18 protein-coding genes are annotated in these 26572 nt (G+C 66.1%); 9 read left to right on the forward strand and 9 right to left on the reverse strand.

Going from position 1 to position 26572, the window contains the following annotated elements:
* Positions 1–63: 63 nt before the first annotated feature.
* Positions 64–1470 (reverse strand): exonuclease domain-containing protein, encoded by a 1407-nt coding sequence (locus AC3A35_RS00980; protein ID WP_487433940.1) that lies wholly within the window; start codon positions 1468–1470, stop codon positions 64–66.
* A gap of 256 nt (positions 1471–1726) precedes the next feature.
* Between AC3A35_RS00980 and AC3A35_RS00985 the strand changes: the two genes are divergently transcribed.
* The 6 genes from AC3A35_RS00985 to AC3A35_RS01010 all read left to right on the forward strand — a co-directional run bounded on the left by AC3A35_RS00985 (position 1727) and on the right by AC3A35_RS01010 (position 12880).
* Positions 1727–3976 carry an NHL repeat-containing protein gene (locus AC3A35_RS00985; protein WP_487433941.1) on the forward strand — a complete coding sequence of 750 codons (2250 nt, stop codon included), beginning with the start codon at positions 1727–1729 and terminating at the stop codon, positions 3974–3976.
* Between the two features lie 49 nt (positions 3977–4025).
* Positions 4026–10865 carry a response regulator gene (locus AC3A35_RS00990; protein ID WP_487433942.1) on the forward strand — a complete coding sequence of 2280 codons (6840 nt, stop codon included), beginning with the start codon at positions 4026–4028 and terminating at the stop codon, positions 10863–10865.
* The gene (locus tag AC3A35_RS00995) at positions 10862–11785 is read left to right on the forward strand and encodes a diguanylate cyclase (RefSeq protein WP_487433943.1); all 924 of its coding nucleotides are present in this window, start codon (positions 10862–10864) and stop codon (positions 11783–11785) included. Before AC3A35_RS00990 ends, AC3A35_RS00995 begins: the two co-directional genes overlap by 4 nt.
* Before the next feature lie 59 nt (positions 11786–11844).
* Positions 11845–12015 (forward strand): hypothetical protein, encoded by a 171-nt coding sequence (locus AC3A35_RS01000; protein ID WP_487433945.1) that lies wholly within the window; start codon positions 11845–11847, stop codon positions 12013–12015.
* Between the two features lie 287 nt (positions 12016–12302).
* Positions 12303–12569, forward strand: coding sequence for a ribbon-helix-helix domain-containing protein (locus AC3A35_RS01005; protein ID WP_487433946.1), 267 nt, complete (start codon positions 12303–12305; stop codon positions 12567–12569).
* Complete coding sequence (locus AC3A35_RS01010; protein WP_487433947.1) at positions 12566–12880, forward strand: type II toxin-antitoxin system RelE/ParE family toxin; 315 nt, start codon at positions 12566–12568, stop codon at positions 12878–12880. Before AC3A35_RS01005 ends, AC3A35_RS01010 begins: the two co-directional genes overlap by 4 nt.
* Positions 12881–13119: 239 nt before the next feature.
* Here the strand turns inward: AC3A35_RS01010 and AC3A35_RS01015 are convergent, their stop codons facing one another.
* The 6 genes from AC3A35_RS01015 to AC3A35_RS01040 all read right to left on the reverse strand — a co-directional run bounded on the left by AC3A35_RS01015 (position 13120) and on the right by AC3A35_RS01040 (position 21783).
* On the reverse strand, positions 13120–15483 hold the full coding sequence (locus AC3A35_RS01015) for a TonB-dependent receptor (protein ID WP_487433948.1): 2364 nt from the start codon (positions 15481–15483) through the stop codon (positions 13120–13122).
* A gap of 262 nt (positions 15484–15745) precedes the next feature.
* Positions 15746–16723, reverse strand: coding sequence for a FecR domain-containing protein (locus AC3A35_RS01020; protein WP_487433949.1), 978 nt, complete (start codon positions 16721–16723; stop codon positions 15746–15748).
* 103 nt (positions 16724–16826) lie between these two features.
* Complete coding sequence (locus tag AC3A35_RS01025) at positions 16827–17339, reverse strand: sigma-70 family RNA polymerase sigma factor (RefSeq protein WP_487433950.1); 513 nt, start codon at positions 17337–17339, stop codon at positions 16827–16829.
* A 188-nt stretch (positions 17340–17527) separates the two neighbouring features.
* On the reverse strand, positions 17528–19897 hold the full coding sequence (locus tag AC3A35_RS01030) for a TonB-dependent receptor (RefSeq protein ID WP_487433951.1): 2370 nt from the start codon (positions 19895–19897) through the stop codon (positions 17528–17530).
* A 130-nt stretch (positions 19898–20027) separates the two neighbouring features.
* Complete coding sequence (locus AC3A35_RS01035) at positions 20028–21194, reverse strand: FecR family protein (protein ID WP_487433952.1); 1167 nt, start codon at positions 21192–21194, stop codon at positions 20028–20030.
* 67 nt (positions 21195–21261) lie between these two features.
* Positions 21262–21783, reverse strand: coding sequence for a sigma-70 family RNA polymerase sigma factor (locus tag AC3A35_RS01040; RefSeq protein WP_487433953.1), 522 nt, complete (start codon positions 21781–21783; stop codon positions 21262–21264).
* A gap of 239 nt (positions 21784–22022) precedes the next feature.
* On the opposite strand from AC3A35_RS01040, the gene AC3A35_RS01045 reads away from it, so the two are divergent.
* The 3 genes from AC3A35_RS01045 (at position 22023) to AC3A35_RS01055 (ending at position 23266) form a co-directional block, all read left to right on the forward strand.
* On the forward strand, positions 22023–22232 hold the full coding sequence (locus AC3A35_RS01045) for a hypothetical protein (RefSeq protein ID WP_487433954.1): 210 nt from the start codon (positions 22023–22025) through the stop codon (positions 22230–22232).
* A 126-nt stretch (positions 22233–22358) separates the two neighbouring features.
* On the forward strand, positions 22359–22970 hold the full coding sequence (gene rpsD, locus AC3A35_RS01050) for a 30S ribosomal protein S4 (RefSeq protein WP_487433955.1): 612 nt from the start codon (positions 22359–22361) through the stop codon (positions 22968–22970).
* Positions 22967–23266: a hypothetical protein gene (locus AC3A35_RS01055; protein WP_487433956.1), complete on the forward strand. Its 300-nt coding sequence runs from the start codon at positions 22967–22969 to the stop codon at positions 23264–23266. Before rpsD ends, AC3A35_RS01055 begins: the two co-directional genes overlap by 4 nt.
* A 57-nt stretch (positions 23267–23323) precedes the next feature.
* On the opposite strand, the gene AC3A35_RS01060 is transcribed toward AC3A35_RS01055, so the two are convergent.
* Positions 23324–24004, reverse strand: coding sequence for a Fe2+-dependent dioxygenase (locus AC3A35_RS01060; protein ID WP_487433957.1), 681 nt, complete (start codon positions 24002–24004; stop codon positions 23324–23326).
* A 68-nt stretch (positions 24005–24072) separates the two neighbouring features.
* On the reverse strand, positions 24073–26364 hold the full coding sequence (locus AC3A35_RS01065) for a catecholate siderophore receptor Fiu (protein ID WP_487433958.1): 2292 nt from the start codon (positions 26362–26364) through the stop codon (positions 24073–24075).
* Between the last annotated feature and the right edge of the window lie 208 nt (positions 26365–26572).

Raw genomic sequence — 26572 nt, forward strand, 5'->3', positions numbered from 1 at the left:
TCCTCACCCCCTTGAAGAGGAGGGAGCAGAGGCGTCGCTCTCCCACTCGACATCAGCATCGCCCTATGCCGTTTGCTCCCCTCGCGCGACCTCCACAACAGCCTGCCTCGCCATCTGCCGCACCAGCAGCTTGTAAATATCGAAATCGAAAGCCGGCTTGCCACGGGCGATCAGTGGCGCCGCTTCTTCTTCGCTCGAAATGCTCCCGTAGTAGCACCAGTTCTCGACCACATGCAGCACGCCGCCCTCGCGCAGTCCCACCGCGCCACGGTAAGGCCACGACTCGATCTTCAGGTTCGAGAGCGCGGATTCGATGCGGGCATAGTGCTCGGCATACGGCTCCAGTCCCATGCAGGCGCCGCGGCAGCGGTGGAGTTGGTGGTTGAAGCAGCGCCCCGGGGTGCGCTTTTCCAGACCGAGCAAAGGTGGGCAAAGCGCGTGCTCGGCGCCGAGCGCGCGGAGGCGCTCGACGGCGGCGCGCCGGCTGCGAAAGAAGCCGTAGAGCCGGCCCGGTTTACTGAAATCCACGTCACCGGCGCGCACCAGGCTTACGCCGGCGTCGCCGGCCAGGTCGCTGTCCAGACGCCAGGCGCACAGGTCGCGGTTGCGCCGTAGCTGGCGGTTGAGGATGGGCTGCAGGGACCTGATCAGGCGCGCCTCTTCGAGCAGGGCGCCGAACTCGCCTGCGGTGCGGAGGTGGGCGATGCGCCGCACCTGCTGGCTGAGGCTCAGTTCGCGCTCGCTCTGATGATCGGCGTTGAAGTGCGACAGCACGCGGCTGCGCAGTCGGGTGCTCTTGCCGATGTAGAGCGGGATGTCGTTTTCGCCGTAGAAAAGGTACACGCCGGGCGCTTCGGGGAGGGCGTCCACTTCGGCCATATCCAGATAGGGCGGCAGGGCCGGCCGGGCGATCAGCTCGCGGGTGACTTCCTCGATCTGCTGCGGCGGAAATACGTCGTGCACGTGCTGCCAGAACTGCCACAAGGCCTGCGCGTCGCTCAGTGCGCGGTGGCGGGCGTCGACCTGAAGGCCGTGGCGCGCGATCAGGTGATCGAGGCTGTGGCGGCGCTCGTGCGGGAACAGGCGGCGCGAGAGCTTGACCGTGCACAGCACGCGCGGACGGATGTCCACCCCCATGCGACGAAACGCCGCCTTGATGTAGCCGTGATCGAAGCGCGCGTTGTGCGCGACGAAGACGCGACCCTCGAGGCGGTCGAACAGTTCGTCGGCCACCTCCTCGAAGCGCGGGGCGGTGGCCACCATCTCGTTGCTGATCCCGGTCAGGCGCTCGATGTATTCCGGGATGCGCATCGCAGGCCGGATGAGGCTCACCCACTCCCGCACGCCCGACGCATCGACTTCGATGACGGCGATCTCGGTGATCGATTCGCACTGCGCAGGGCCGCCGGTGGTTTCGATGTCCACGAAGGCAAAGCCGTCACCCAGGCATGCGTAGGCGTGAGGATTCATCGGTGGTGGCTGAGGTCAATGGCGCGGCCGTGCAGCTGTGTGCGCGGCAAGCGCGGCGTGGTCGGGATTCCGCTCCAGGAACTGTACGTAATTATAGTTCTCAGAAATGGTGGGCGGCCACTCCCGGGCGCTTGCGGCCGGCGCTTGTGGCGGGCCGACGCCAGATATCTCGTTGACGACGATATACTTGTGCGCCACGCCACGGACATCAAAACAAGTACCGGCGTTCGGCACACCAAAAACACCAGGAGGAAGGATGAACGCCAGGTTGGAGCGGCGATTTCAGCACGTTGCCCATTACGGACAGACGAGCCTCGAAAGCCACGAATTCACGGGGCGCGTTCCCGCCAGTTTCACGTTCAATTCACCGGTCGGCCTGTGCATGGACCGCCATCAGCAGGTCTGGGTCTGCGATACGGGCAACAACCGGGTGGTCGTGCTCGACCGCAGCCTGACCCACATCCTGCGCATCCTGCATTGTCCGGATCCAGGCGGCGCCGGACAGGCCGCCCTTGATTTCAGGATGCCGTTTCATGTCTGCCGGCATCCCGAGATGGACCGTGTCTATATCAGCGACATGGGCAACGCCCGCATCGTGGCAATGGACTATGCGGCCGGCCGCTTCACGTTTGCCTTTGCCTTCGGCAACCAGAAGGGCGCCGGCTTCGAGCCGCTGCAGGACCCGAACGGCCTTACCGTCGTCGCCAACGGGAGCGGTGGCGGTTACAGCATTTACGTCAATGACGAGTTCTTCCACACGCCCACCGAGCCGATCCGCAACCGCTGCGTGCGCTTCGACGAAAAAGGCGATTATGTGGAGGACTTCCGGACCCTGATCGACCCCGACGGTTCGCGCCATGATCTGTACTGGCCGCAGGGACTGAGTTCGGACGCGAAAGGCAATCTCTACATCGCCAACACCGGCAGCTACGAGATCCTCAAGTGCGCGGCGGGCGAGCCGATCGGGCCGGACTACAGCGTCACCGCGAAGGCCCCGCTGATCTCGCACCAGTTCGCGCAGCCGACCGGCATCGGCATGCTCAACATCATGCGCGACGTGAATGTCATCGGCGATCATGTCTTCGTGCCCGATCACGTGGCCAACACGATCTCCGTCTATACGCTGGACGGGCGGGAGCTGAGCCCGATCGAGGGTGTCCGGCCGGCCTGGAACCATGGCGCGGAACCCGTCCATTCGCTGACCGACCCGCTCTATTACACGCTCGAAGACGAAGCCCTGGTCAGCCCCTATGTCATCTGTCAGGGCGAAACCGCCGACACCTTCCTGGTCAGCGAACCCTTCACCTCACGCATCATCAAGCTGCGCATCGACAGGCTCGGGCAGCCCGACAGCCAGGCAAGCCTGATCATGGCCGTCGGCGGTCGGCGCGACGAGCCGGGCACAAGAGGTCGTGATCCCCAGTTCAACTGCGTGACCTCGGTGCTCGGCCTGCAGCGCAGGACGCCCAACGGTGCGGCACCGGCCGCCGACAGCACCGCCGAGTTGCCCGACTATCTGAGATACAACCCTTTCCAGCTCGGCTACATGAGCCTGGGGAAGGCGCTCGCCGCGCAGTACGACTTCTGGTTCGGCGACTGGACGCGACGCCTGCTGAGCGCCGCCCGCGCAACCGACGCCGCAGGCAGCTTCCGCCTGAACGTCGATGCCGGCAACTGGCAGTTCAAGGGCTACCGGGAAAACGACCGCCGGTTCAAGGCCGTCCATTCCCCCGCCAGCGGCTACTTCCTGCCCGGCAATCTGGCGATGGCGGTCTACCATCCGCGTGCGCCGCTGCTCGGTCAGATCTGCCCCGGGACCCCGATCGTGCTGGTCGGCAATTTCAACCTCGGCATGGTGAGCATGTATCAGCTCGATCCGCTCGGCAGACTGATCAACTACGGCCTGCCCTTCGGGATCCAGGGGGCGGCCGACGGGTGTCTGAGCGGACCACAGGGCATGGTGGTCAGCGACGATGGGGAGGTCTTCATCGTCGATGCGCTCAACAACCGCATGTCGAAGTGGCAGTTCCTGCAAACCGGTCAGGTCGTCTTCATCCGCAACTTCGTGTGGCAGGGCAAGGGCGACGGCAAGGGCGAGAAGGCGATCTTCACGCCGACCGACGTTGCACTCGACGCGCACAACCGCCTGTTCGTCACCGACCAGTTCAACAACCGGATCTGCGTCTTCGACCGTTACGGCAATTCGCTCTGGTGTTACGGCCGGCAAGGCTACTGGGAAGAGGGCGAGGCCGACGGCGGGAAGTTCATGCTGCCGACCAGCCTGTCGATCGATGGCGAGCACCTGATCCTCAACGACCTGGTGAACCGGGCCCTGAAGATCTTCCGCATCGGCCCGGATGCGCTGCAGTTCGAAGGCGGCATCTCGCTGTTCAAGCTGTCGCAGGACAAGGGCGGTGTATGGATGCCGTACTTCATGCACGCACAGGATGGACAGGTGTCGATCGCCGATTCGACCTACAACATCGTCCAGGTATTCGAGTACTGAACGAGTACTGAGACTGCCGGCCGCACGGGACGGCAACGTGGAGACAGGGATGCATCAGTTCAGTGACTACGGGATCCGGGAAAAGCTCTACGAGAGCGACAGCAGTATTGTCTATCGCGGCCACCGCAAGGCCGACCGGAAACCCGTCATCATCAAGATGCTCAAGGAAGAAGCGCTGACCTGTGAGCGCCAGGAGCGCTATGTTCACGAACACGATCTGCTGAAATCCGTGGAGCTCGCCCCGGTGATCCGCGCCTACGGCTTCGGGCGCGAGCACAACAGCCTCTTTCTGGTGCTCGAGGATTTCGGTGGCGAGGCCCTGAAGGCGCGGATCGCCCGTCGGCGTTTCGCGGTCGGCGAGTTTCTCGATACCGCGATCCGGATCTGCAGCGCGCTGGGCCAGGTGCATCTGGCCGATATCATCCACAAGGACATCAACCCCGCCAACCTGGTCCAGAACGCGGCAAGCGGGGAGCTGAAGATCATCGACTTCGGCATCTCCACGCGGCTGCCGCGACTCAATCCGGCATTGCTTCCCCCGGAATCGCTGGAAGGCACGCTGCCCTATATCGCCCCGGAGCAGACCGGGCGCATGAATCGCAGGCTGGACTACCGTGCCGACTTCTACTCGCTCGGCGCCACCTTCCATGAAATGCTTGCCGGCCAGCCGCCGTTTTCCGGGAGCAGTCCGGCAGAGCTCGTGCATTGCCACATTGCCCGGCGTCCCCCGCTGTTGAGCGACATCGATGCGGCCATTCCGGCGCCCATTTCTGAGATCGTCCACAAGCTGCTGGAGAAGAACGCCGAAGACCGCTACCAGAGCGCCTGGGGCATCCAGGCCGATCTCGAGGAATGCCGGCGCCAGCTCGGGGAAAACGGCGCGATCGCGGCCTTCGAACTGGCCCGCAGCGACGTCCCCCACCGCTTCCAGGTTTCGCAGCATCTGTATGGCCGGCAGGACATGATCGATCGGCTCCTGCAGGCCTTCGGTGCCCGCCAGGGCGAACGGCAGATGCTGCTGATCGGCGGCTATTCCGGGATCGGCAAGACTTCGCTGGTGCGCGAAATCCACAAGCCGATGGCCCGGATCGGCGGCAACTTCATCTGCGGAAAATTCGACCAGTTCCAGAAGAACACCCCTTACAGCGCGCTGGTCGTTGCTTTCCGCGAATTGATCCAGCACACGCTGGCGCTCAGCGAAGAGGTGCTGGCCGGCTACCGGCGCCGACTGATGGCCGCCGTCGGCGAGAACGGCGCGGTGATCACCCACGTCATTCCCGAGGTCGAGCTGATCATCGGCAAGCAGGCGGCGGTCAGCGAATTGCCGGCCAGCGAAGCGCAGCGCCGTTTCAATCAGGTCTTTCAGCGCTTCGTCCAGGTCTTCTGCGAACCCGGGAAGCCGCTGGTGATCTTTCTCGACGATCTGCAATGGGCCGACCTCGCGACGCTCAAACTGATCGAGAAGCTGATCGGCAGCCCGGAGATGAAGGATCTGGTGCTGATCGGCGCCTTCCGCGACAACGAGGTGGGCCCGAACCATCCGCTGATGATCTCGCTCGGCACGCTGCGCGACAACGACGCGCCGATCACCGCGCTGACGCTGGCTCCGCTGTCGGTGGACGACGTCACCCAGCTGATCGCCGATACGCTGCACGGCGAGCCCGACGCGGTGAGACCGCTCGCCGAGCTGATTCTGCACAAGACGCTGGGCAACCCGTTTTTCGTCAGCCAGTTCCTGCAAACCCTGTACAAGGAACGGCTGATCGAATTCCGCCCCGCCGGGTCCGGCAGCCTGCGCCCGGGCTGGCACTGGGATGTCGAGCGGATCGTCGCCGTCGATATCACCGACAACGTGGTCGAATTGCTCGTCGACCGCTTGCGCGAACTGCCCGAGCGCACCCAGCGGGTACTCAAGCTGGCGGCCTGCATCGGCAACAGCTTCGACTTCGAGACGCTGGCCATCATCGGCCAGCTGGACAGCGAGCGCCTGCTCGGCGACCTGATGCCGGCACTGCGGGCCGAATTGCTCGTCGGGCTGACCGACGGGCTTCAGCACGATCGCTTCCGTTTCCTGCACGACCGCGTGCAACAGGCGGCCTACTCGCTGATCGACGAGGACGAGCGCAAGGCGGTGCATCTGAACATCGGCCGCCTGCTGCTGGAGAACCTGAGCGAGCGGGAGTGCCAGGAACGACTGTTCGAGGTGGTCGACCACCTGGATATCGGCCGCGACCAGATCACCGATACCGGGGAAATCATTCGTCTGGCCGAACTCAACCTGCAGGCCGGGCAGCGCGCCCAGCTGGCCAATGCCTACCAGGCCGCCCTCGATTATCTCGACATCGCGGCCGGCTGCCTGCCGGAACAGGCCTGGGAAAGCCATTACGCGCTGAGCCTGGCGTTGTTCAGGACACGCGCCAACGTGCGTTACCTCAACGGCGAATACGAGGGCTCGATGGCCGACATCGCCGACGTCCGCCGGAATGCCCGCTCCGCGCTCGAGCAGGCCGCGATCTGCGCGCTGCTGATCACCGAATACACCGTGCTCGGGCGCAATGTCGAGGCGGTGGAGACCGGTCGCGAAGCCCTTGCGCTGTTGGGCATCACGGTCCCGGTCGCCGACCTGCGCCAGGCGCTCGAAGACGAGATCGCGCCGATCAAGGCCGCCCTTGCGGTGCGCAGCATCGCCTCGCTGGTGGACCTGCCGGACATGCAGGATCCGACCTTCAAAATGGCGATGAAGGTGTTGATGCCGGTGCATACCGCGGCCTATTTTGCCGGCATGCGGGAGCTCTACGGCTGGTTGCTCGCCAAGATGACCAATCTGTCGCTGAGCCATGGTCACGTACCCGAATCGCTGAAAGGCTACGCCAGCTTCGGCGGCGTGCTGTGCGCCGATTTCGACGAGTTCCACGACGGTTACGAGTTCGCAAAACTGGCCATCGCGCTCACCGACCGCTACCACGACCACGGCCTGAAGTGCCGCGCCAGCCTGATCATGGTGTCCTTCGTCAATCATTGGGCACGACACGTCGGCGAGACCGATCTCTACCTCGACTTCGGCATCCAGGCCGGCATGGAGGCCGGCGAACACCAGTTCGTCAGCTATTTGCTGATGTGGGGCCGCATCATCAACGGCTTTCATCGTGGCGCAAACCTGTTGCAGCAATTGACCGTGGCGGGCGAATCGCTCGAGTTCACGCGCAAGGTCAACAATGTGCTGGCCACCGATTCGATTCTTGGCGGCCGTGCCGTCTTTGCCAATCTGGCCGGGCAGACGGCCGCGGCCACGAATTTCGACGTCGATGAGCTGAGCGAGGCCGCGTTTCTTGCCGGCTGCGCCGAACACAGCAGCAATTCCTCGCTCGGCTTCTATTACACGATCCGCGCCCAGGCCCTGTATCTGTACGGCGACTACGCCGCCGCCCACGACAGCCTCGGCAAGGCCAGCGCGCTTGCGCAGTTCATCAGCTCCTACATCACCGAAGCCGATCTCGCCTTCTACCATTCGCTGGTCCTGCTCGCGCTCGACGAGCAAAGCGGCGCGCCGCACAACCGCCAGGCGGTGCTCGACAAGCAGGTGCAGCTCGAACGCTGGGCGCGATCCGCCCCGGACAACTTCCGCCACAAGTTCGATCTGGTCGAAGCCGAACTGGCGCGCCTCGACCAGCGCACGGGCGATGCCATCAGCGCCTACGACAAGGCGATCGAGGGCGCGGTACGTGGTGCCTTCGTCCAGGATGAAGCGCTGGCCAACGAACTGGCGGGGCGCTTCTGGCTCGGGCTCGGCAAGGAGGAATTCGCCGTCGTCCATCTGCGCCGTGCCTTCCGCGCGTATCAGCGATGGGGTGCCCGGCGCAAGCTGGAGGAGCTGGTCAAGCAGCATGGCGCGCTGCTCGAGGCACCATCCCACCCTTCGGCAACCCACTCCTATACCACCCGCCATACCGTCGTCCATTCGTCCTCGTCGAGCCACACGACGACCAGCGTCTTCGACATCGATTCGGTCATCGAGGCCTCGCATCTGCTCGCCGGAGAAATCCAGCTCGGCGAACTGAAGCGCAAGATGATGCATCTGGCCATCTCCCACGCCGGCGCGGACAGCGGTTTCCTGATTCTCGACGAGGAGGGCACGCTGGTCGTCGCCGCCCGTGCATCGGCCGAAACCGGCGACTTCAGCGACCTGCGGTCGGTCCCGCTCAATGGCGACGAGGCATCGACCACGATACCGATCGCCCGATCGGTGGTGAACTTCGCGGCCCGCTCCGGCAGGGCGGTGGTCATTGAAAATGCGGTCGAGGATGAGCGCTTTGCCCATGACGCTCATGTCATGACCCGGCGCCCACGTTCGATCCTGTGCATCCCCCTGGTCCACCAGGGGGTGCTCTCGGGCCTGCTCTACCTCGAGAACAACCTGGCCAACGGCGCCTTCACGACCGACCATCTCCGCGTGCTCGAGATGCTTTCGTCGCAGATGGCGATCGCGGTGGAGAATGCCCGCATCCACGGTCGCCTCGATCAGCTGGTGCAGACCCGCACCGCCCAGCTCGAATCGGCCAACCGGAGCCTGCAACAGGAAATCGACGAGCGCATCGAGATCGCCATGGCACTCAAGCTGGCCCGCGAGGAAGCCGAAGCGGCCACGCAGGCAAAAAGCGATTTCCTGGCGCGGATGAGCCACGAAATCCGCACCCCGATGAATGCCATCATCGGCCTCAACCAGCTCATGCTGAGTACGCAGCTCTCGCCCAAGCAGCGCGATTACGCCAAGAAGGTCGCCAGCTCGGCCAACGCCCTGCTCGGCGTCATCAACGACATCCTCGACTTCTCCAAGATCGAGGCCGGCCGGATGACCATCGAACAGGCGCCGTTCGACCTGCGCGAGGTGATGGACAACCTGTCCAACGTCATTGTCGGGGACGCCGACGAGAAGGGCCTGGAGGTCCTGTTCGCCAAGGATGACGATGTTCCCGACCGGCTGATCGGCGACGCCTTGCGACTTGGCCAGGTGCTCATCAACCTGGCGGGCAACGCGGTCAAATTCACCGAGCGCGGCGATGTCGTCGTCGGCATCAAGGTGCTGGCCGGCGACGACAGGCAGACGCGCCTGCGCTTCTCGATCAGCGACACCGGCATCGGCATGAGCGCCGAACAGCTCAATCGCCTGTTCCGCCCATTCCAGCAGGCCGACGGCTCGATCACCCGGCGCTTCGGGGGTACCGGCCTGGGGCTGGTGATCGCCCGCCAGCTGGTCGAACTGATGGGCGGCAAGCTCGACGTCGAAAGCCGCCCCGGCGTCGGCACCACCTTCTGGTTCGATGTCGGCTTCGGGCGCACCATGGCGAGCGTCGATGAATCGTCGAGCGCCCCCGAAGCACTCGTGGGCAAGCGGGTCCTGGTCGTGGACGACAACGCCACGTCGCGGGAGATCCTGCGTCACATGCTGATCAGAAAAGCCTTCCTCGTCGATACGGCCGACTCCGGCGAGGCGGCGCTGGAGATGATCGAAGCACGCCGGCGCAGCAAGGCCGAGCCGTACGGGCTGGTGCTGATGGACTGGAAGATGCCGGGCCTCGACGGGATCGAGACGACCCGCCGGATCAAGAACAACCTGCAGCTCGACTTCATCCCGGCCATCCTGATGGTCACCGCCTTCGGCCGTGAAGAGGTGATGCAGGAAGCGGCCAATGCCGGGCTCGACGGCTTTCTGGTCAAGCCGGTCGGCGAGTCGCTGCTCTACGACACCATCCTCGACACCTTCGGCTACGCACCCCAGGCGCGCAGCGGCGGCGACAGCGACGACCTGGCCCAGGCCGGCAGATCGCTGGCGGAAATTCGCGGGGCGCAGATCCTGCTGGTCGAGGACAACTCGATCAATCAGCAGGTCGCCACCGAGTTCCTGGAACAGCTCGGCATGCGGGTCGAGGTCGCCGGCAATGGCCGCGAAGGGGCCGCCATGGCCTGCACCGGCCGCTACGACCTGGTGCTGATGGACATCCAGATGCCCGAGATGGACGGTTTCGAGGCGACCCGGCGCATTCGCGCCGAGGCCGCTTTTGCGCGCCTGCCCATCGTTGCCATGACCGCTCACGCGATGGCTGGCGATTACGAGAAGAGTCTCGAAGCCGGGATGTTCGACCACCTGACCAAACCGATCGACCTCAATCGCCTGCGCGATGTCCTGCTCCGCTGGATCAAGCCGGGCAAGCGCTCGACCGTGGGCTTGCGCCAGTGCACCACCACCACGGGCACCGGCGAGGACTGGGCGCTGCCGGAAATTCCCGGCTTCGACCGGCGTTTCGGACTGCAACGCGCGGGGGGCGATGAAAGACTGTTCCTCAAGCTGCTGTGCGAATTCTGCTTCGACGGCGCCGGCGCCGCGCGCACGATCCGCAATGCCCTGGCCGAACATCAGCAGAGGACCGCCGAACTGACGGCCCACTCGATCAAGGGCGCGGCGTCGACGCTGGGTGCCGGGTCGCTGGCCAGCGCGGCAAGCGATCTGGAAGGGGCGCTGCGCTCGGAAAGCCAGGATATCGATACCTGCCTGGACGAATTCGAAGGCGAGCTCGACGCCTTCTGCCGGCCCTTGCAGGCTTATTTTGCAGGCGCTCCGGAGCGATCACCCAAGGCGCCGGGCAATGCTGCCGGCAAGGAAGCCGGTGGTGCCGTCCTTGCTGATCGGCTGCGGCAGCTGCAACGCCTGCTGGAGACGGGTGACTCGGAAGCCGAGGATTTCGTCGCGACCCTGCAGAACACCCCGTTGTACGCAGGCTGGCAGGATGAGCTCGACCTAATTGCCACGCACATCGAAGACGTTGAATTCAAGATCGCCGGCACCCTGGTGCAGGATATTCTCGACAGACTGGAAAGGAAGGCAATGGCATGACGAACGCCAACAGGCAGCGCGTCCTCATCGTCGACGACGAACGGGTCAACCGCACGGTACTCGCCGCCGTACTCAAGGACGAAAATCAGGTCATTCTGGCCAAGAGCGGCGAACAGGCGCTCGAGCGCCTCAGTATCGACGCCGAGATCGACCTCATCCTGCTCGACGTGATGATGCCGGACATGGACGGCTACGAAGTCCTGCGCCGGATCAAGGCCAACGATGCGGCCAAGGACATTCCCGTCATGTTCATCACCGCGCTGAGTTCGGTCGTCGATGAGGAGCACGGGCTCACCCTCGGCGCCGTCGACTATATCGGCAAGCCATTCAGCCCTGCCATCGTCCGCGCGAGGGTGTCCAACCTGCTGCGTTTCGTCCGCCAACGCAAGCTGCTGGAAACGCTGGCCGGGCGCGACGGCCTGACCGAGATTCCCAACCGGCGCACCTTCGACCATGCGCTCGCTCAGGAAGCCGGCCGCTGCAAGCGCAGCGGTCAGGCGTTCTCGCTGGCCCTGATCGATATCGACTATTTCAAGCAGTACAACGACCGTTATGGCCATGCGCGCGGCGACGAAGTGCTGAAGACCGTCGCCCGCACGCTGACCCTGGCGCTACGCCGCCCGGCGGACCTGGTCGCGCGCTACGGTGGCGAAGAGTTTGCCCTGATCCTGCCGGATGCCGACATGCACGGCGGAATGGAGGTTGCCGAGACGATACGCCGTGCGATCGAAAGCCTGGGCATCCGCCACGAGGACTCGACCGTCGGCGAGCACCTGACCATCTCCGTCGGCGGCATCACCATTGCCGATGGCGACCGTCTTCCGAACGATCTGATCGCGGCAGCGGACCAGCAGCTCTACGAAGCGAAACGCCTCGGCCGCAACCGGATTGCCTGGCTGGACGCGCTGGTCGAGGCCTGAGGCGGGGCCCACGCAAACTTCGGGGAGCGCGTCGACTTCGGCCATGTCCAGACGTCGCCGTGGGTACCGGTGGGCGCAAGGCCGGGCAAACCAGTTCTGTCCTCTGCCACCAGCCCAAATCCTTCGACTGGCGTCTGCACGGCGGCGCGCAGCATCCGATGAAACGCATCCCCGATGCCCGCTTCGCCGAAGCATTGGCGGTCCTCAACCAGATCATGCAACTGGCCTGAATACGCACCGCCGCCCCGTCCGCCCGGTTTGAGGCGGAATGAGTCCGTTTCGCGGAGGTGCCACAGTGCCCTCGACCGCCGTGGCGCCCCGCCCGACCCAGACACGGGCGAAGCTGGTGGCTGCGTGCAGGAGCGAACGATTCCGAATGGGTGACTGCAGCCCTTCGTTGCCCAACCGCCCAGCAATTGCGCTGGGCACTCGCGGGTTCCTGTCCGACAGGAGCGCTTGAAAGTGTGTGCATTATTGGTTAGGTTGAATACACAGTCTGCCAGAGGAGGCCCCCAGCATGCCCCGCACGACCACGATGACCGTCCGGCTCAGCGGCGCGCTCAGCGACTTCGTCGCGAGCAATGTCGGTGAAGCCGGTGCCTACGAAAACGTCAGCGAGTACATCCGCGACCTCATCCGGCGCGACAAGGAGCGGGCCGAGCAGCAGGCCTTCGACCGCCTCAAGGCAGAACTGGCACACGCGTTCGCGGTGCCGGATGCCGCCTACCGGCCGCTCTCGGCCGCCGACGTCATTGCCCGAAATCAGCCAAAGCGCGTCGAATGACCGGGTTCCTGGTTCAGCAAGCGGCCTCGCATCGCATCGACGAAATCTACCGCTATACCCGGGATCGTTGGGGAATCGAGCAGGCTGACCGGTATGTGACCGGGCTGTTCGAGGCGTTCGGCAAGATCGCCACGCACGGCGTGCCCTCGCGTCCGATCCCGGCCGAATTCGGCGTGGAGGGCTACTTCTTCCGATACGGGAAGCACTACGTCTACTGGAAGACGCTGGGCAGCGGCGACATCGGTATCGTGACCGTCCTGCACGAGCGGATGCATCAGATCGACCGCTTTCGGGACGATTTCGGGCAATGAGAGGAGCCTTGTCGGGAAGGGCGAAAGCGCAGCCGGTCGGGTTTCCGCTACCCATCGGCCGTGCTATGGCCGTGGTTCCACGTTGATCCGGTAACGGGTCACGCTGCGCGTGGCGAGTAGGCTCCTGAGACGAAAGCCGTGAGCGCTGGCAGGCTTGCCGCAGGAGGGCCTGGCTGGCTGGGTACGATGGTCATCCCTGGCTGGCTTGGCAAAACTGAAATGCGATCAAACTGCAACGATCAGAACCGGAGCCGTGCGGTGAGCTCGACGCTGCGTGGCGCGCCCGGGGCGTTGAGGTTGTTGCTCGCGCCATGGCCGGAGACGAAGTACTCCTCGTCGGTCAGGTTCTTGACGTTGAGCGCCAGATCGTAGGCCCGGGTCTTGTACATCAGCACCGCGTCGGCGGTGACGTACTCCTCCAGCGTCACCAGGTTGTCCGGGGACGCATAGCGGTCGCCGACATAGCGCAGGCCCCCGCCGACACTGAAGCCGTGGCCGAGGTCGCGTACCAGCCACAGGTTGGCACTGTGCTCCGGGGTCAGCGCGGCGCGCGTGCCCTCGAGCGCGACCCCGTTCTGCACCGCGACCGAACGGGTGACGCGGGCGTCCAGGTAGGCGTAGCCGGCGGAGAGTTGCCAGCCCGCGGCGATTTCGCCGGCTACCGTGAGCTCGACACCGCGGGTGCGCTGGGTGCCGACCGCGACCAGCGCCCGGGTCACCGGGTCGGTGTTCTTGATGTTGGTGCGCTCGAGTTCGAACACCGCCGCGGTTGCCGACACCCGGCCGTCGAGGAGATCCAGCTTGGTGCCGATTTCGAGGTTGGTCGTCTCCTCGGGCGCCATCTCGGCCTGGGCCGAGGAGAACGCCAGGGTCTCGCCCGAAGGCTGGAACGAGCGGCTGTAGGACAGGTACCAGGACTGCCAGTCGGTGGGCTGGAACACCACCCCGGCGCGCGGGCTCCACTCGCTGTCGGTGCGCTCGCGATCGGGCTGAGCGGCGATCCGCTCCTTCACTTCCTGGCGGAATTCGTCATGGCGCAGGCCGACCAATGCCTTCCATTGCGGCGACAGGGTCACCAGGTCCTGGACGTAGAGGCTGGTGACCTCCATGGTGGTGAGGTTGTCGTTGGCCAGCACCGCGCTACCGAAGGCGGAGAACTCGGGCAGGACGGGGTCGAACAGGTCCACCGTGGGCCGCACGTTCCAGTTCCACGACTGGAAGTCCTTGCGCTGGCGACCGATCTCCAGCCCGTAGAGCAGTTGATGGCGCATGCTGCCGGCGCTCAGATCCTGGCTCAGTTCGAGCTGGTTGAACCAGCCCTCGTCGTCGCGGTCGGTCGCGCCGTGGAACAGGCTCCCGGTGCGCGCGGCCTCGTTCACCGTGGCGGCGAAGGTGTTCTGCCGATTCAGCGTATAGCTGTAGGTGCCGAAGTGGTTGCGCAAGGACAGGCTGTCGTCGATGCGGTGGTCGAGGGTGATGCGGCCGGCGGTGACGTTCGCCTCCGAATAGTCGTCGCGCTCGGCATTGGCGGTGCCGTAGTAGGTGTCGCTCGACACGTCGGCCGGCCGCCCCTGGAAGGCCGGGATGCCCATGTCGGTGATGCGCCGGTCGCGCAGCTTCTCGGCCTGGATCAGCAGGCGGGTGTCGGGCGACAGGCGCAGGGCGAGCGAGGGGGCGAGATTCTCGCGCTCGACGAAGCCCTCCTCGCGGAAGCTGCCGGAGCGCTCGATCGCCCCGGCGACGCGGAAGTCCGCCGCGTCACTCATCGCGGCACCGAGGTCGAAGGTGGCGCGCTTCTGGTCGTCGGAGCCGACGATCAGCTCCACTTCGCGCACCGCATCCGGCCCCGGCTTCTTGGTGATGCGGTTGATGATCCCGCCCGAGGAGCCGCGGCCGTAGAGCACCGCCGCCGGGCCCTTCACCACCTCGACCCGCTCGATGTTGGACAGGTCGCGGTAGTACAGGCCGTCGTCGCGCAGCCCGTCCACATACTGGTCGCCGATCGCGTCGAAGCCGCGGATGTAGGCCTGGTCGCGCTGACCGTCGCCGATGTGGAAGGAGACCCCGGGCACGTTCTGCAAAGTGTCCTGCAGCGAGCGTGCGCCCTGGTCGTCGATCAGGGTCTTGGTGACGACATTCACCGTCTGCGGGATGTCGCGCAGCGGGGCGTTGATGCGGGTGGCGCTGGTGGCCGCCGCAGCCTGGTATGCGCTTGCCTCAACTCCCGCGGTGACCTTTACCGCGGGCAGCGTCGCCTCCTTTCCGGCCGCGGGCGCGATCCTGCGCAAGGTGTATTCGCCTCCGGCATCGCGTACCGCCTCCAGCCCCGTTCCGGACAGCAGCAGACGCAGTGCCTCGGCGGCGGCGTGGCGACCGCTGACGCCGGGGCTGGCGAGCCCTGCGGTCAGCTGCGCATTGACCGCCAGCTGCACGCCGGCCTGGCGGCCGAAACGGCTCAGGGCCTGGTCGAGTGGGCCGGGTGGGATGTCGAAGCTGCGTGCTTCGGCCGCGCTCGGGGTGGACTGGGCATGGGCCTGCGGCAAGGTGGCGTGACCGATGGCGCACAGCGTGGCCACCAGCACGGCATGGACGACCGGCTTCACGGTGAATCGGGTCGCCGCCGTTGCACGCCGGGGTTGGCCCGCTGCGTGCGCTGGCGCGAGGGAAGGCGGTGAAGTCGGGGTGTGGACGGCCGTCATGAGCGGGGTTCCTTGTTCGGGTTGGGAATGGGCGCAAGCCCGCGACGGACCGGAACGCTTCGGTACGCAGGGCTTCTGATGGGTAGGCCCCGCGAGATGAAAAAAACTGCCGATTTTTTTGCGTGCGACCACGGCCGGATCCGGCGTGGCACAAAGACGAGGGAAATCAGGCCGGTCCGATCACCACCCAGTAGCGCGTGCGGCGATGGATGCGCACCGGCAGGCGCCGCGCCAGCGAGTCGAGGATGCGGTCGGTGGGCTCGGCGCCGTCCAGCGGCCAGGTGCCGGTGATGCGCAGTTCGGCCACCGCCGGATCGCAGCGCAGCATTCCGGCGCGGTAGCGGCCGAGTTCGGCGACGAAGTCGGTCAGGCGTTTGCCTTCGGCGCTGAGCATGCCGTCGGTCCACGACAGCCGCGCGTCGTCGAGCGCGGTGGGCGTGCCGACCTGCCTGCGGTGCAGATCCACCATCTGCCCGGCTTCGATCCGGACAGCGGCGGCGTGCTCGCCGTCGTATGCCACGGCGCTTGCCGTGCGCACGTCGACCGCGCCCGCGCTGACCGCGAGCCAGGTGCTGCCCGCCGCATGGCGGTCGTCGATTTTCCGCACTGCGAAGCGGGTGCCGACCGGGGTCAGGGTGCCGTCGCGGGTGGCAATACGCAACGGTCGGGGGTCGGCGGTGCGGGCGGTGGTCACCAGGATTTCGCCGGCGAGGAGTTCGATGCGCCGCTCTCGGGCATTGAAACGGACGTCGATGGCGGTGGCGGTATTGAGCATCACCCGGGTGCCATCGGCGAGCGTCAGATCGCGCCGGTCGCCGGTGGCGGTGCGATGGTCGGCAAGCGCCGTGGCCAGCGGGATCTGTTCGATGAGCGGGGGGAGGGCGAGATACAGCGCCGCGCTTCCGCCCCCGACCCAGCACAGGGCGCGGATCGTGCGGCGGCGGGCGAGGTCGGGCAAACGGGTCAGGGTGGCGCGTGCGACCGGTGCTTCCACCCGTTCGCTGCAGTGCTGCAGCCGCGCGCCCATCCCCTGCAGCCGCGACCAAGCGCGCGCATGGTCGTGATCGGCGGCATGCCAGGCCGCGAACGCAGCCATCTCGTCAGCCGACTGGGTCCCGGAGGACAGGCGCACGTACCAGGCCACCGCCTGATCGACGGTCGCGGCCGGGAGCGCGTCATTGCCGGCGACCGCTGGCGGGGCGTCGGAACGGGGGGAGGGGGAGGGCCGCCCAGCGATGGTGCGGTGCTCAGGCCGGTGCTGGGTACAGCGCGCGGTAGCAGTGTGCCACCGCGCGGGTCATCGCCTTCTGCACCACGTTCACGGTGATGCCGAGCTGCCCGGCGATGCGCGGGTAGGTGAGGCCGTCGAGCTGCGACAGCAGAAAGATCTCGCGCACGCGCGGTGGCAGGCCGTCGAGCAGGCGCGCGACTTCTTCGAGGGTTTCGACAATCAGCCGGCGTGTTTCGGGCGACGGCGCGAGCGGCTCGGGCTGGGTGGCGAGGGCTTCGAGATAGGCCTGTTCGAGTTCGCGTCGCCGCCAGTGGTTGGCGACCAGACCCCCGGCGATGGTGGCGAGGTAGGCCCGCGGCTCGCGGAGGTCGGGCAGATCGGCGCGGGCAAGGACGCGCACGAAGGTGTCCTGCGCCAGATCGGCCGCGTTGTGCGTGCAGCCGAGTTTGCGCCGCAACCACGCGTGCAGCCAGCCATGATGGTTCTGGTACAGGTCAGCAACGTCGTGGAGCGCGTTGGCAGCGGGCATGGCAGGCTCAGCAGGGCGAGTGGCTCAAGAGGCTGGCTGGCCGGCTCCGGCGTGGCTTGCGTTTAATTGAGAATGGGTCGCATTCTGAAGTTATTGTGGCGATGCGTCAAGCCCGGAGTCGGGGGATCCGTCCGCGATGTTCCGGACCGGGTCGGGGTGGCCGACCCGGCCCTCATCGCGCGGGTCGTTCAGAAATCCACCTGGTATCCGACCGTGAAGGTGCGGCCACGGCCCTTGAAATAGCGGTCATCACGGGTGGTCGAATCGGCGCTCTGCGAGTAGTAGCTCACATAGTCCCGGTCGAACAGGTTCTCCACGCCGGCCGAGAGCCGGCCCACCGCCAGACGGTAGCTCACCGAGGCATCGACCAGGCTGTAGCCGCTGAAATTCAGTTCCGGCTTGGGAAAGCTGCGGTCGAAGAAGTGGTTGGCCTGGACCTGGGTGTCGAGGCGGTCGGTCCACCGCGCCAGCCAGCTCAGGGTAAGCCGGTCGGGCGAGATGTTGGCGCCGTCGAGGTCGGTGTCGACCTTGCCGTCGTCATCGGTATCGGAGCGGCCCTCGATCGTGGCGTAGGCGAGCTGCAGGCGGTGGACGGCGTTCACGTTCCAGCCCGCGCTGGCTTCGACGCCCTTGATTTCGGTTCTTTCGCGGCTGACCTGGTACACCCCGCCGACGTTGACCAGGCGCGAGCCGAGGTCGGAGTCGGACTCGAAATAGCTCAGATCGAAGTCGACCGGCCCGTGCTTGAGGCGTGCGCCGATCTCCCGGTTGTCGGTGACGATGGGCTGCAGATCGAGGAAATCCGCCACCGACAGATTGGGCTGCTTGATCCCGCGCAACACGCGACCGACGTCGGGCATGCCGAAGCCCTGTGAATAGTTGGCGAAGAGCTGCGCCCAGTCGGTGGCCTGGAACACGGCCCCGGTATTGAACAGGGTTTCCTCGAAGCTGGGCTTGCCACCCTCGACCGTCACCCCGTTGGCCTTGTTGGTCGACCAGACGGTCTGGAAGGTGTCGACATCGAGCGTGGCGTATTCGTAGCGCACCCCGGCCTGCAGTTTCAGGCGCTTGTGCGGACGGATTTCGGCCTGCAGGAAGGGGGCGAAATTGCGGAAACGCGTTTCCGGCACCCACTCGCGGTCGGTGCCGATGAGCATCTGCCGGGTCGTGTCCTGGAGCACGTCGAAGCCGCCGGTGAGCATCAGGCGATTGTCGAGCAGCCCATCGCGCTTCACGGTCAGTTTGGCGCCCAGCTTTTCGGACTCGTTCTGCGACTGGTCGAACAGCGTCCCCACCGGGGCGATTCGCGGATCCTGGAACGAGGCGGCGGTGCTGCCGCCGAAGCGCGCGCGAAAGTGCTGGCTGTAGAGCTGGATGCCCAGTTCGCTGTCGGCCAGATTGGCATGCTTGTAGGCAAGGCTGGTGGTGGTCACCTCGTTGTGCGGCGCATCGCCCTGCGGCTTGCCTTTGACCGAGATCGCGGGAATGTCGGCGTCGGCGTCGCCCGGCACGTTCAGGTAGTCGTTGTTGCCCTTGAGCTGGAAGCGATTCACGGTGAACGCCAGGTTCTGATTGTCGTCGAGCCAGTAGCCGAGCTTGAGCATGATGTCGTGACTGGTCGAGTCCATGATGTCGCCCTGGGTGTTGTCCACGCCGATCGGCGTTCCGGTGGCGTCGTAGAACAGGCCGCGCGTCTGGTAGGTGGCCGCGGCGAGGAAGTCCCAGTTGCCGTTGCTGCCCTCGACGCGGTAGTCGAGCTTGTAGCCGGCGCCGTCGGAGACCTCCTCGGTCGGCGCGGAAAAACTGACGCCGGCGTGTTGCCTGATGGCGCCGGCACGCGGGCGGCGGGTGACGAAGTTGATGATGCCGCCGGTGGCCCCCAGGCCGTGCTCGGCGCTGGCGCCATGGATGATCTCGATGCGCTCGACCATGGCGAGGTCGATGGTATAGCCGTCGCGCGAACCGTCGCGCAGGGGGTTGGACTGCGGCACCCCGTCGATGAGGAACAGCGGATTGCGCCCGCGGAAGCTCTCGCCGGCGTTGGACAGCTTTTGTCGGCTCGGCGAATACGAGGGCAGCAGATTGCTCAGCACCTGGGCCTGATCGGTGCTGATCGCAAGCTGGCGATCGATGTCTTCGCGGCTGATGATGGTGATCTTCTGCGGGGTCTCGCCCGCCACGCCACCGGCGCGGGTCGCGCTGACCGTGACCGGCTTGAGTTCGGTCGCGGCTTCGGTGGGGGCCGCGCGGATGATCACCGCCGCCCCGTCGACACGCGCCACCAGGCCGCTCCCCGCCAGCAAACGATCCAGCGCCTGGCGCGCGGTCAGCGTGCCCGATAGCGCCGGTGCCGTCTTCCCCGCCACCAGCTCGGGCGGGAACATCAGCTCCAGCCTGGCCTGACGGGCGAGTTCGTTGAGGGCCTGGCCGAGGGGCTGGGCGGCGATGGTGAGCTTGACGGCGGCCGTGTCGCTCTGGGCGTGGGCGGCGGTGGGCGCGCCGATGGCAAGCATGATGGATACGGCCAGCGGCGCGAATCGGGAACGGGTGTGCAACATCGAAGGATTCCTGGGTAGGTAGCTGAAAAACGGTCCTACCGTTGGAGACGGATCGCGCACGACGAATCCTCATGTCGAGAATGAGAAGTTTTCCGTTTTCTTCAGAAAGCGGCGAAACCGCTAACGAGGCTCAGCGGGCGCGAACGATCTCGTGCATGCCCGCACGCCGGGTCAGCCGCACCGGCAGGATCTGCGGCAGGGCCCGGGCGAAGGCGCCGAGCTGCTGCAGGCTGAAGCTGCCGCCGACGCGCAGCGCGGCCACCGCCGGGTCGCGGACGACGAGGCCGGTGTGGCCATAGCGTTCGAGCTCGGCCAGCGCATCGGCCAGTGGGGTGTTGTCGAAGCTGACCCGTCCGCTGCGCCACGGCGCAACGCTGCCCGCCTGCATGCTGACGACCGCACCGGGATAGCCCGCGGCATCGGCGACGACGGTCTGCCCGGCGCCCAGTTCCACCGCGTTGCGCTCGTCGATCGAGCGCCCGCTGCCGCTCGCAGCCGTCCGCAACACGCGCACGCGGCCTTCCTCCACCATCACCCGGATGGCGCCGGCATCGAGTCCGGTGCCGGTATGACGCACCGAAAAACGGGTGCCCATCACGGTGACGCGCGTGTCGCCGGCAAAGACATGGAAGGGCTGTGCCGGATCTGCGCGCACGGCGAACATGATCTGGCCGTCGGCCAGACGCACTTCGCGCCGGTCGCGGTAGAGCCGGACGTCCGCTCGCGTGGCGGTGTCGAGATGCAGTTGGCTGCCGTCCGGAAGCACAACGTTCAGCTGCTGGCCGCGCGCGCTGGCATAGCGCTGAGTGAAGGTGGGCTGGTGCGCCAGATGGTCCCAGCCCAGCCAGCCGCCAGCGAGCACCGCCAGCGCGGTGGCCGCCGCCGCGGGTTGCAAAAAGCGGCGCAGGCCATCCGGCAGCCAGGCAGGTCGGACGCGTCCGACAGGGTGCCGGGGCCGGGGCGCCTGGCGCGGACCCTGGCGCGCGGCGGTGGCAGCCAGCTCCACCGCCAGTCCGGCCTTGAGTGCAACGACATCGTCGCCCGCTAGCTGTCCGATCTCGGCCACGATGGCCCGCATGTCATCGAAGGCGTCGGCATGGGCGGGGTCGGCGGCGAGCCATTCCCGGAGCTCGGCCTCGCCCTCGGCATCCAGGCCGCCGCGCCAACGGGTGACCCGGGTGGCGGCCTCCACGTCGAGCGGATCCAGGGTCCGGGTGTAGGCGTCGAACTCGCGTGCGTCGGCCTCGTCCTGGGCAGTCGATGCGAGGCGGGATGAAGTGGACGGGGCGGGGTTCATGACGGTCTCTTACCGGTGTAGACGTGACGGCCGGCGGAATCCTCATCCCGCGGATATCGAAAGCGCGCTATGTTCCGGCGCTCGCCCCGTTCGCCGGGACGCCCTTGAGCCGGCGTTCGCATTGCCTGCACGCCAGCATGGCGCGCGCGATGTGCTTTTCAACCATGCTGCGCGAGATGCCCATGCGCTCGGCGACCTGCGCCTGGGGCAGGTCGTCGAACAGGTGCAGGATGAAGGCTTCGCGGCTGCGTGGCGGCAGCGATTCGATCGCGGCGCGGTAGGCGTCGACGACCTGGCCCGCGGCCACTGCCTCTTCGGGCTGTAGATGGGCGGGGGCATGGGGTTGATCGGATTCGGCGAGCGCGTCGATGTCTTCGTGGTCGCGCACCCTGGCCCGACGGTGGCGGTCGACGATCAGGTTGCGGGCGATGCGGTAGAGCAGGGCGCGCGGATCGGCGATCAACTCGCCCGAGCGTTGGATCGCAAGCACACGGACGTAACTTTCCTGTGCGAGGTCGGCCGCGGCATCGCGGTCTTGTACCTTGCGGGCGAGGAAGTTCAACAGTTCGCGGTAATAGTGGTCGAACACGGCGCGGCCAGGAATCGGAAAGGGATGCGTTTCCGGTTGGCTGATTCGGCATCCTGGCGGCGGCTTGGCGGGCGGGTTCAGCAGGTAGGAACGATTCGCATTCTCTCAGATGGAGGGGATTTTGCAAGCTGCGCCTACGGTCCTCGCCAGGGACAGCGCGATACATTCCGGAGCTTGACGGTTATGCGAATCTAGGAGATAGTGAGAATCGTTATCAAATAACCGAACGGGGTGGCGCCATGGCTTCGATCGCATCCGCATCCGAACAGACGGCATTGCTGGTTGGTGCGCTGACCCACTTGTCGCGCTTCCTGCACACCGGTTGTCCGCGCGCCGCCCATCAGGCGCAGGTGCTGCTCCACCAGCTCGATGGCAGCGAGCTGGGGCCCGAGCTGGCGCTGTCGTGCGAGCTGATCGATCAGGCCATCTCGACCCCGCGCCGGCAATGAAACCCTACCGTACGCTCCGCCCGCTGCGGGATTTCGAGCTGGCGTCGGTGGCCCTGTTCGCGCGCCTCAGGGCGAGCTTCGTCGCTATGCCGCATTCATCATCGACCCCCACCAAAGGAGAAAGCAGTGTCTCGTTACACCGGTCCCCGACTGAAGATCATGCGTGCCTTGGGCACGGAATTGCCCGGTTTGTCGCGCAAGGCGCTCGGCGAACGCAATTACCCGCCCGGCCAGCACGGCCAGCGTCCGAAGCGGAAATCGGATTTCGGCGTGAAGCTGATCGAGAAGCAGAAGCTGCGCTTCAACTACGGCCTGACCGAGGGCCAGATCCAGCGTCTGTTCCGCGAGGCCAAGCGGGCGAAGGCGCCGACCGGCGAGAAGCTGCTCGAGCTCCTTGAACGGCGCCTGGACAACTTCGTGTTTCGTGCCGGCTTCGCGCCGACCGCGATCGCTGCGCGCCAGTTGGTGCTGCACAAGCATGTGCTGCTCAACGGCCGCAAGGTGAACGTCCCGTCGCTGCGCGTGCGCCCGGGCGACACCATCACCCTGACCGAGAAGGGGCGCACGATTCCGGTTGCGATCGGGGCGCTGGCCGAACCTGCGCTGTCGCGGCCGGAATGGCTCAGTTTCAACGAGACCGCCTGCGCCGCCACCGTGACCCGGGTGCCGGATGCGAGCGAGGTGCCGTTCCCGGTCGAGATCCAGCACGTGGTCGAGTACTACGCGGTGCGGCTATGAGCACCCCGGGCGAACGTTGCGGCCGTCGTGCCGGGGCGGTCCATATCGCACCGGCGCGCTACGGCCAGGAGCCGGAACTGGCGATCAGCGCCTTGCTCCACCTGTTGTCGCGCTTCCCCGCCCGGCGTTCGCCGGCGATCGCGCAGGCCATCGTGGATCACCTGCGGCTGGTGGGCGGAGATCCGCATATCGCGCAGTGCGTCCGCGAATGTGCCGGGCGCCTGATTGCCGAGTGGGAGGCCTACGCCGTGCTTAGTACGGACCGGTGCGAGCGCGCCGAAGGGCGGCTGTGCTGATCCCTTCCCGGCGCCGGCGAGTCCGGTGCCGGGTGCCGGCCGTTCGCGGCCCGCTACTCACAGCTCGGCCCAGAGCCGGAGCAGATTGTGGTAATGGCTGGTCAGCGCCACCGTCTCCGCGCTGTCGCCTACCTGCAGCCGCAGCTTCTGGATGTTCATGTCGAGGTCGAACAGCATCTGCCGCTTCCAGTCGTCGCGGACCATGCTCTGGGTCCAGAAGAACGAGCACACCCGCGCGCCGCGGGTGACCGGTTCGACCCGGTGCAGGCTGGTCGACGGGTAGACGATCATGTCGCCCGCCGGCAGCTTGACCTGGTGGGTGCCGTAGCTGTCTTCCACCACCAGTTCGCCGCCGTCGTACTCTTCCGGATCGCACAGGAACAGCGTGGTCGACACGTCGGTGCGCAGGCGCTGGCCGTTGCCGGGGTCGATCCGGATCGCATTATCGACATGGTTGCCGAACTGTCCGCCGCCCTCGTAGCGGTTGAAGTAGGGCGGCAGGATGCGCGCCGGCAGTGCCGCCGAGACGAACAGCGCATTGCGCCCGAGTGCAGCGAGCACAATGCCGCCCAGTTGGCGGGCGAGCGCCGAATCCTCCTCCAGCTGCAGGTTGTGCTTGCATAGCGCGGCCTGTTCTCCCGACGTCGCCAGGCCGTCGACCCAGCGCGCGTGGTCGAGCAGCCGGCGACACTCCGCGACCTGTTCGCGGCTGATCACGGCGGGAATGTGCAGCATCATGATGCGATCTCCTCGTTCAATGAAAAGGCCCCTCCGTGGGGAGGGGCCGAAGTGGACGGCGACGAAAATCAGAACTGGAAGTTGGCCGACAACAGCGCCGAGCGCGGGGCGCCCGGGATGTAGCGGTAGCCGTTGTTGTTCATCGAGGCGACATATTTCTCGTCGGTCAGGTTGTAGATGTTGAGCTGGATGCTCACGTTCTTGCTGAGTTCGTAGGCGGCCATGGCGTCGTACACCCAGTAGTCCTCGATCTTGGGCATCACCGTGGTGGCAGTGGCGTTGTTCGACGAGCGCAGCATCGAATCGACATAGCGCGCGCCGCCGCCGATGGTCAGGCCGAAGGGGAAGCGGTAGCTGGTCCACGCGGTGAAGGTCAGCTCGGGCGACCACTGCAGCGCGTTGCCCTGCTGGGCGTCAGTGCCTTCATCCACCTCGGTCTTCATCCTGGCCAGGCCGGCCGAGACCTGCCAGGCGCGGGTGATCGCCCCGACCACGCCGAGTTCGATGCCGCGCACCGTCTTCTCGCCCCACTGGGTGATGTCGCCGGTGACGGCGTCGGTCTGGGTCAGGTCGTTCTTGTTCTTGCTTTGGTAGATCGCCGCGGTCAGCGCCAGGCGGTTGTCGAGCACGTCCCACTTGGTGCCGAGCTCGACGGTTTCGGCTTCCTGCGGATCGAGGTTCGGGTTGTTGATGTTGGTGGCGGTGCTGCTCAGCGTGAAGTTGGAGCCGCCCGGCGGTTGCTTGGAGTTGGCGAAGGCGGCGTAGATGCTGCCGTTGGGCGCCGGTTTGTAGAGCGCGCCGACCTTCCAGCTCACCAGGGTGTCTTCGGCATCCAGGTTCTGCGGCACCAGGGTGCCGACCGGCAGTGCCGGATGGCTGGTCGCGGTGGACAGTGCGACGTTCGTCGCTTCGGTATCGTAGCGGTCGACGCGCACGCCGCCGGTGAATTGCCACTGCTCGCCGAGCTTGACCGTGTCGAACAGATAGGCGCCGATGGTCATGGTCTCGCCGTCGGCACGCACGCCGTTCTCGACCGGGGTCGCGAGCGGGTCGTGGCGGTTCGGATCGTAGAGGTTGGCCGGGGTGATGACGGCGCCGGTGGGGAGGGCCAGCGTCTTGTTGAGCTGCCGTTCGTGGATGAACTCGATGCCGGTCGTCAGCGCGTGCTTGAGCGGTCCGGTGTCGAACGCGGTGGTGAGGTTGGTCTGGTTGGTCAGCAGCTCGTTTTCCTGCCACTTCGCGTGGCGCGTGCGCCGCACGGTCCACGTGGAGGGATCGGTCGCGGCGTCGATGCCGTCCGGGTTGTTGGTCGCATTGAAGGCGGGGCTGTGCGGCGCGGTCAGCATCAATTCGTGACGTACCTTGCCCCAGCGCGAGGTGTTGCGGACGGTGGTGCCGGGGGCGAGGTCATGTTCGACCTTGACCGTGAACATGTCGGCGGTGACGTCCTCGAAGTCGTCGTCCGAGCCGTAGAAGTTTTCGGTGTCGACCTTGCGCGCGCCAATGCCGGCGGCGGCCAGCGAGGCGTTGTAGGAGCCCTTGAGACCAACGGTGGGAATGCCGCCGTCGGGCACGTTGTCCTGCTCGATGTGCAGGTAGGACAGGGTAGTGCGGGTCGGGGTGTTGAGGCCGAGGGCGAGCGAGGGCGCGATGCCCCAGCGATTGCTCTCGAGCTCGTCGCGACCGGCGACACCGCCGTCCTGCTTCATCACGTTGAGGCGGAAAGCGGCGGTCTCGCTCAGCTTGCGGTTGAGGTCGGCGGTCAGGCGCAGGTTGTCGGCATCGCTGTAGCCGATACTGCCGCCGACCGCGTCGTCGGCGAACGGCGCTTTCGACACCAGGTTGATATAGCCGGAGGGGGCGCCGCGGCCGTTATCGGCACCGACCGGGCCCTTCGAGATCTCGATCTGCTCGATGTTGAAGGTGTCGCGGGTGAAGTTGCCGAGGTCGCGCACGCCGTCGACGAAGACGCTGCCCGAGGTGTCGAAGCCGCGCATGAAGATGTTGTCCTTGGTGTTGCTGTTGCCGCCTTCGCCGAGCAGCAGGGTGATGCCCGGGGTGTTGCGCAGGGCCTCGACCAGCGACGTTGCCTTCTGTTCCTGCAGGATCTCCTTCTTGATCACGGTGATCGTCTGCGGCGTGTCGACCAGCGGCTGGGTGAACTTCGGCGACGACACCGTTTCGGCCTTGTAGCTTTCGTCGCCGGTCGCGGTGACCTTGACTTCGGGCAGGGTGGTGGTCTGCGTCTGCTGTGCGGCGGCCACCCCGGGCAGGGCGAGCGCGAGCAAGGTCAGGGCGGCGGTCTGGTTGAGGCGGGGCTGCTGGGCAGCGGCGTGCTTGCGGCTCTCGATATGGGCCATCGGGGTGCATCTCCGGCAGGGGTTCAGGAAGGGGGGCTCGCTGGCTTCCTGGCCGGGATGAAACCGGGTGGGTGGCTGGCTATAGGGTTGTTCGTGCAAATGATAACAATTCGTATTTTAATGTATCAAGTAATATTTCGCTTCCCGCACCACAATGTTGCGGGGAGGCGACAGGAGGGATAGGCCCGGCGCGAGCGGATCTGGAGAT

The organism is Azoarcus sp. Soil_N_20, assembly GCF_057656155.1.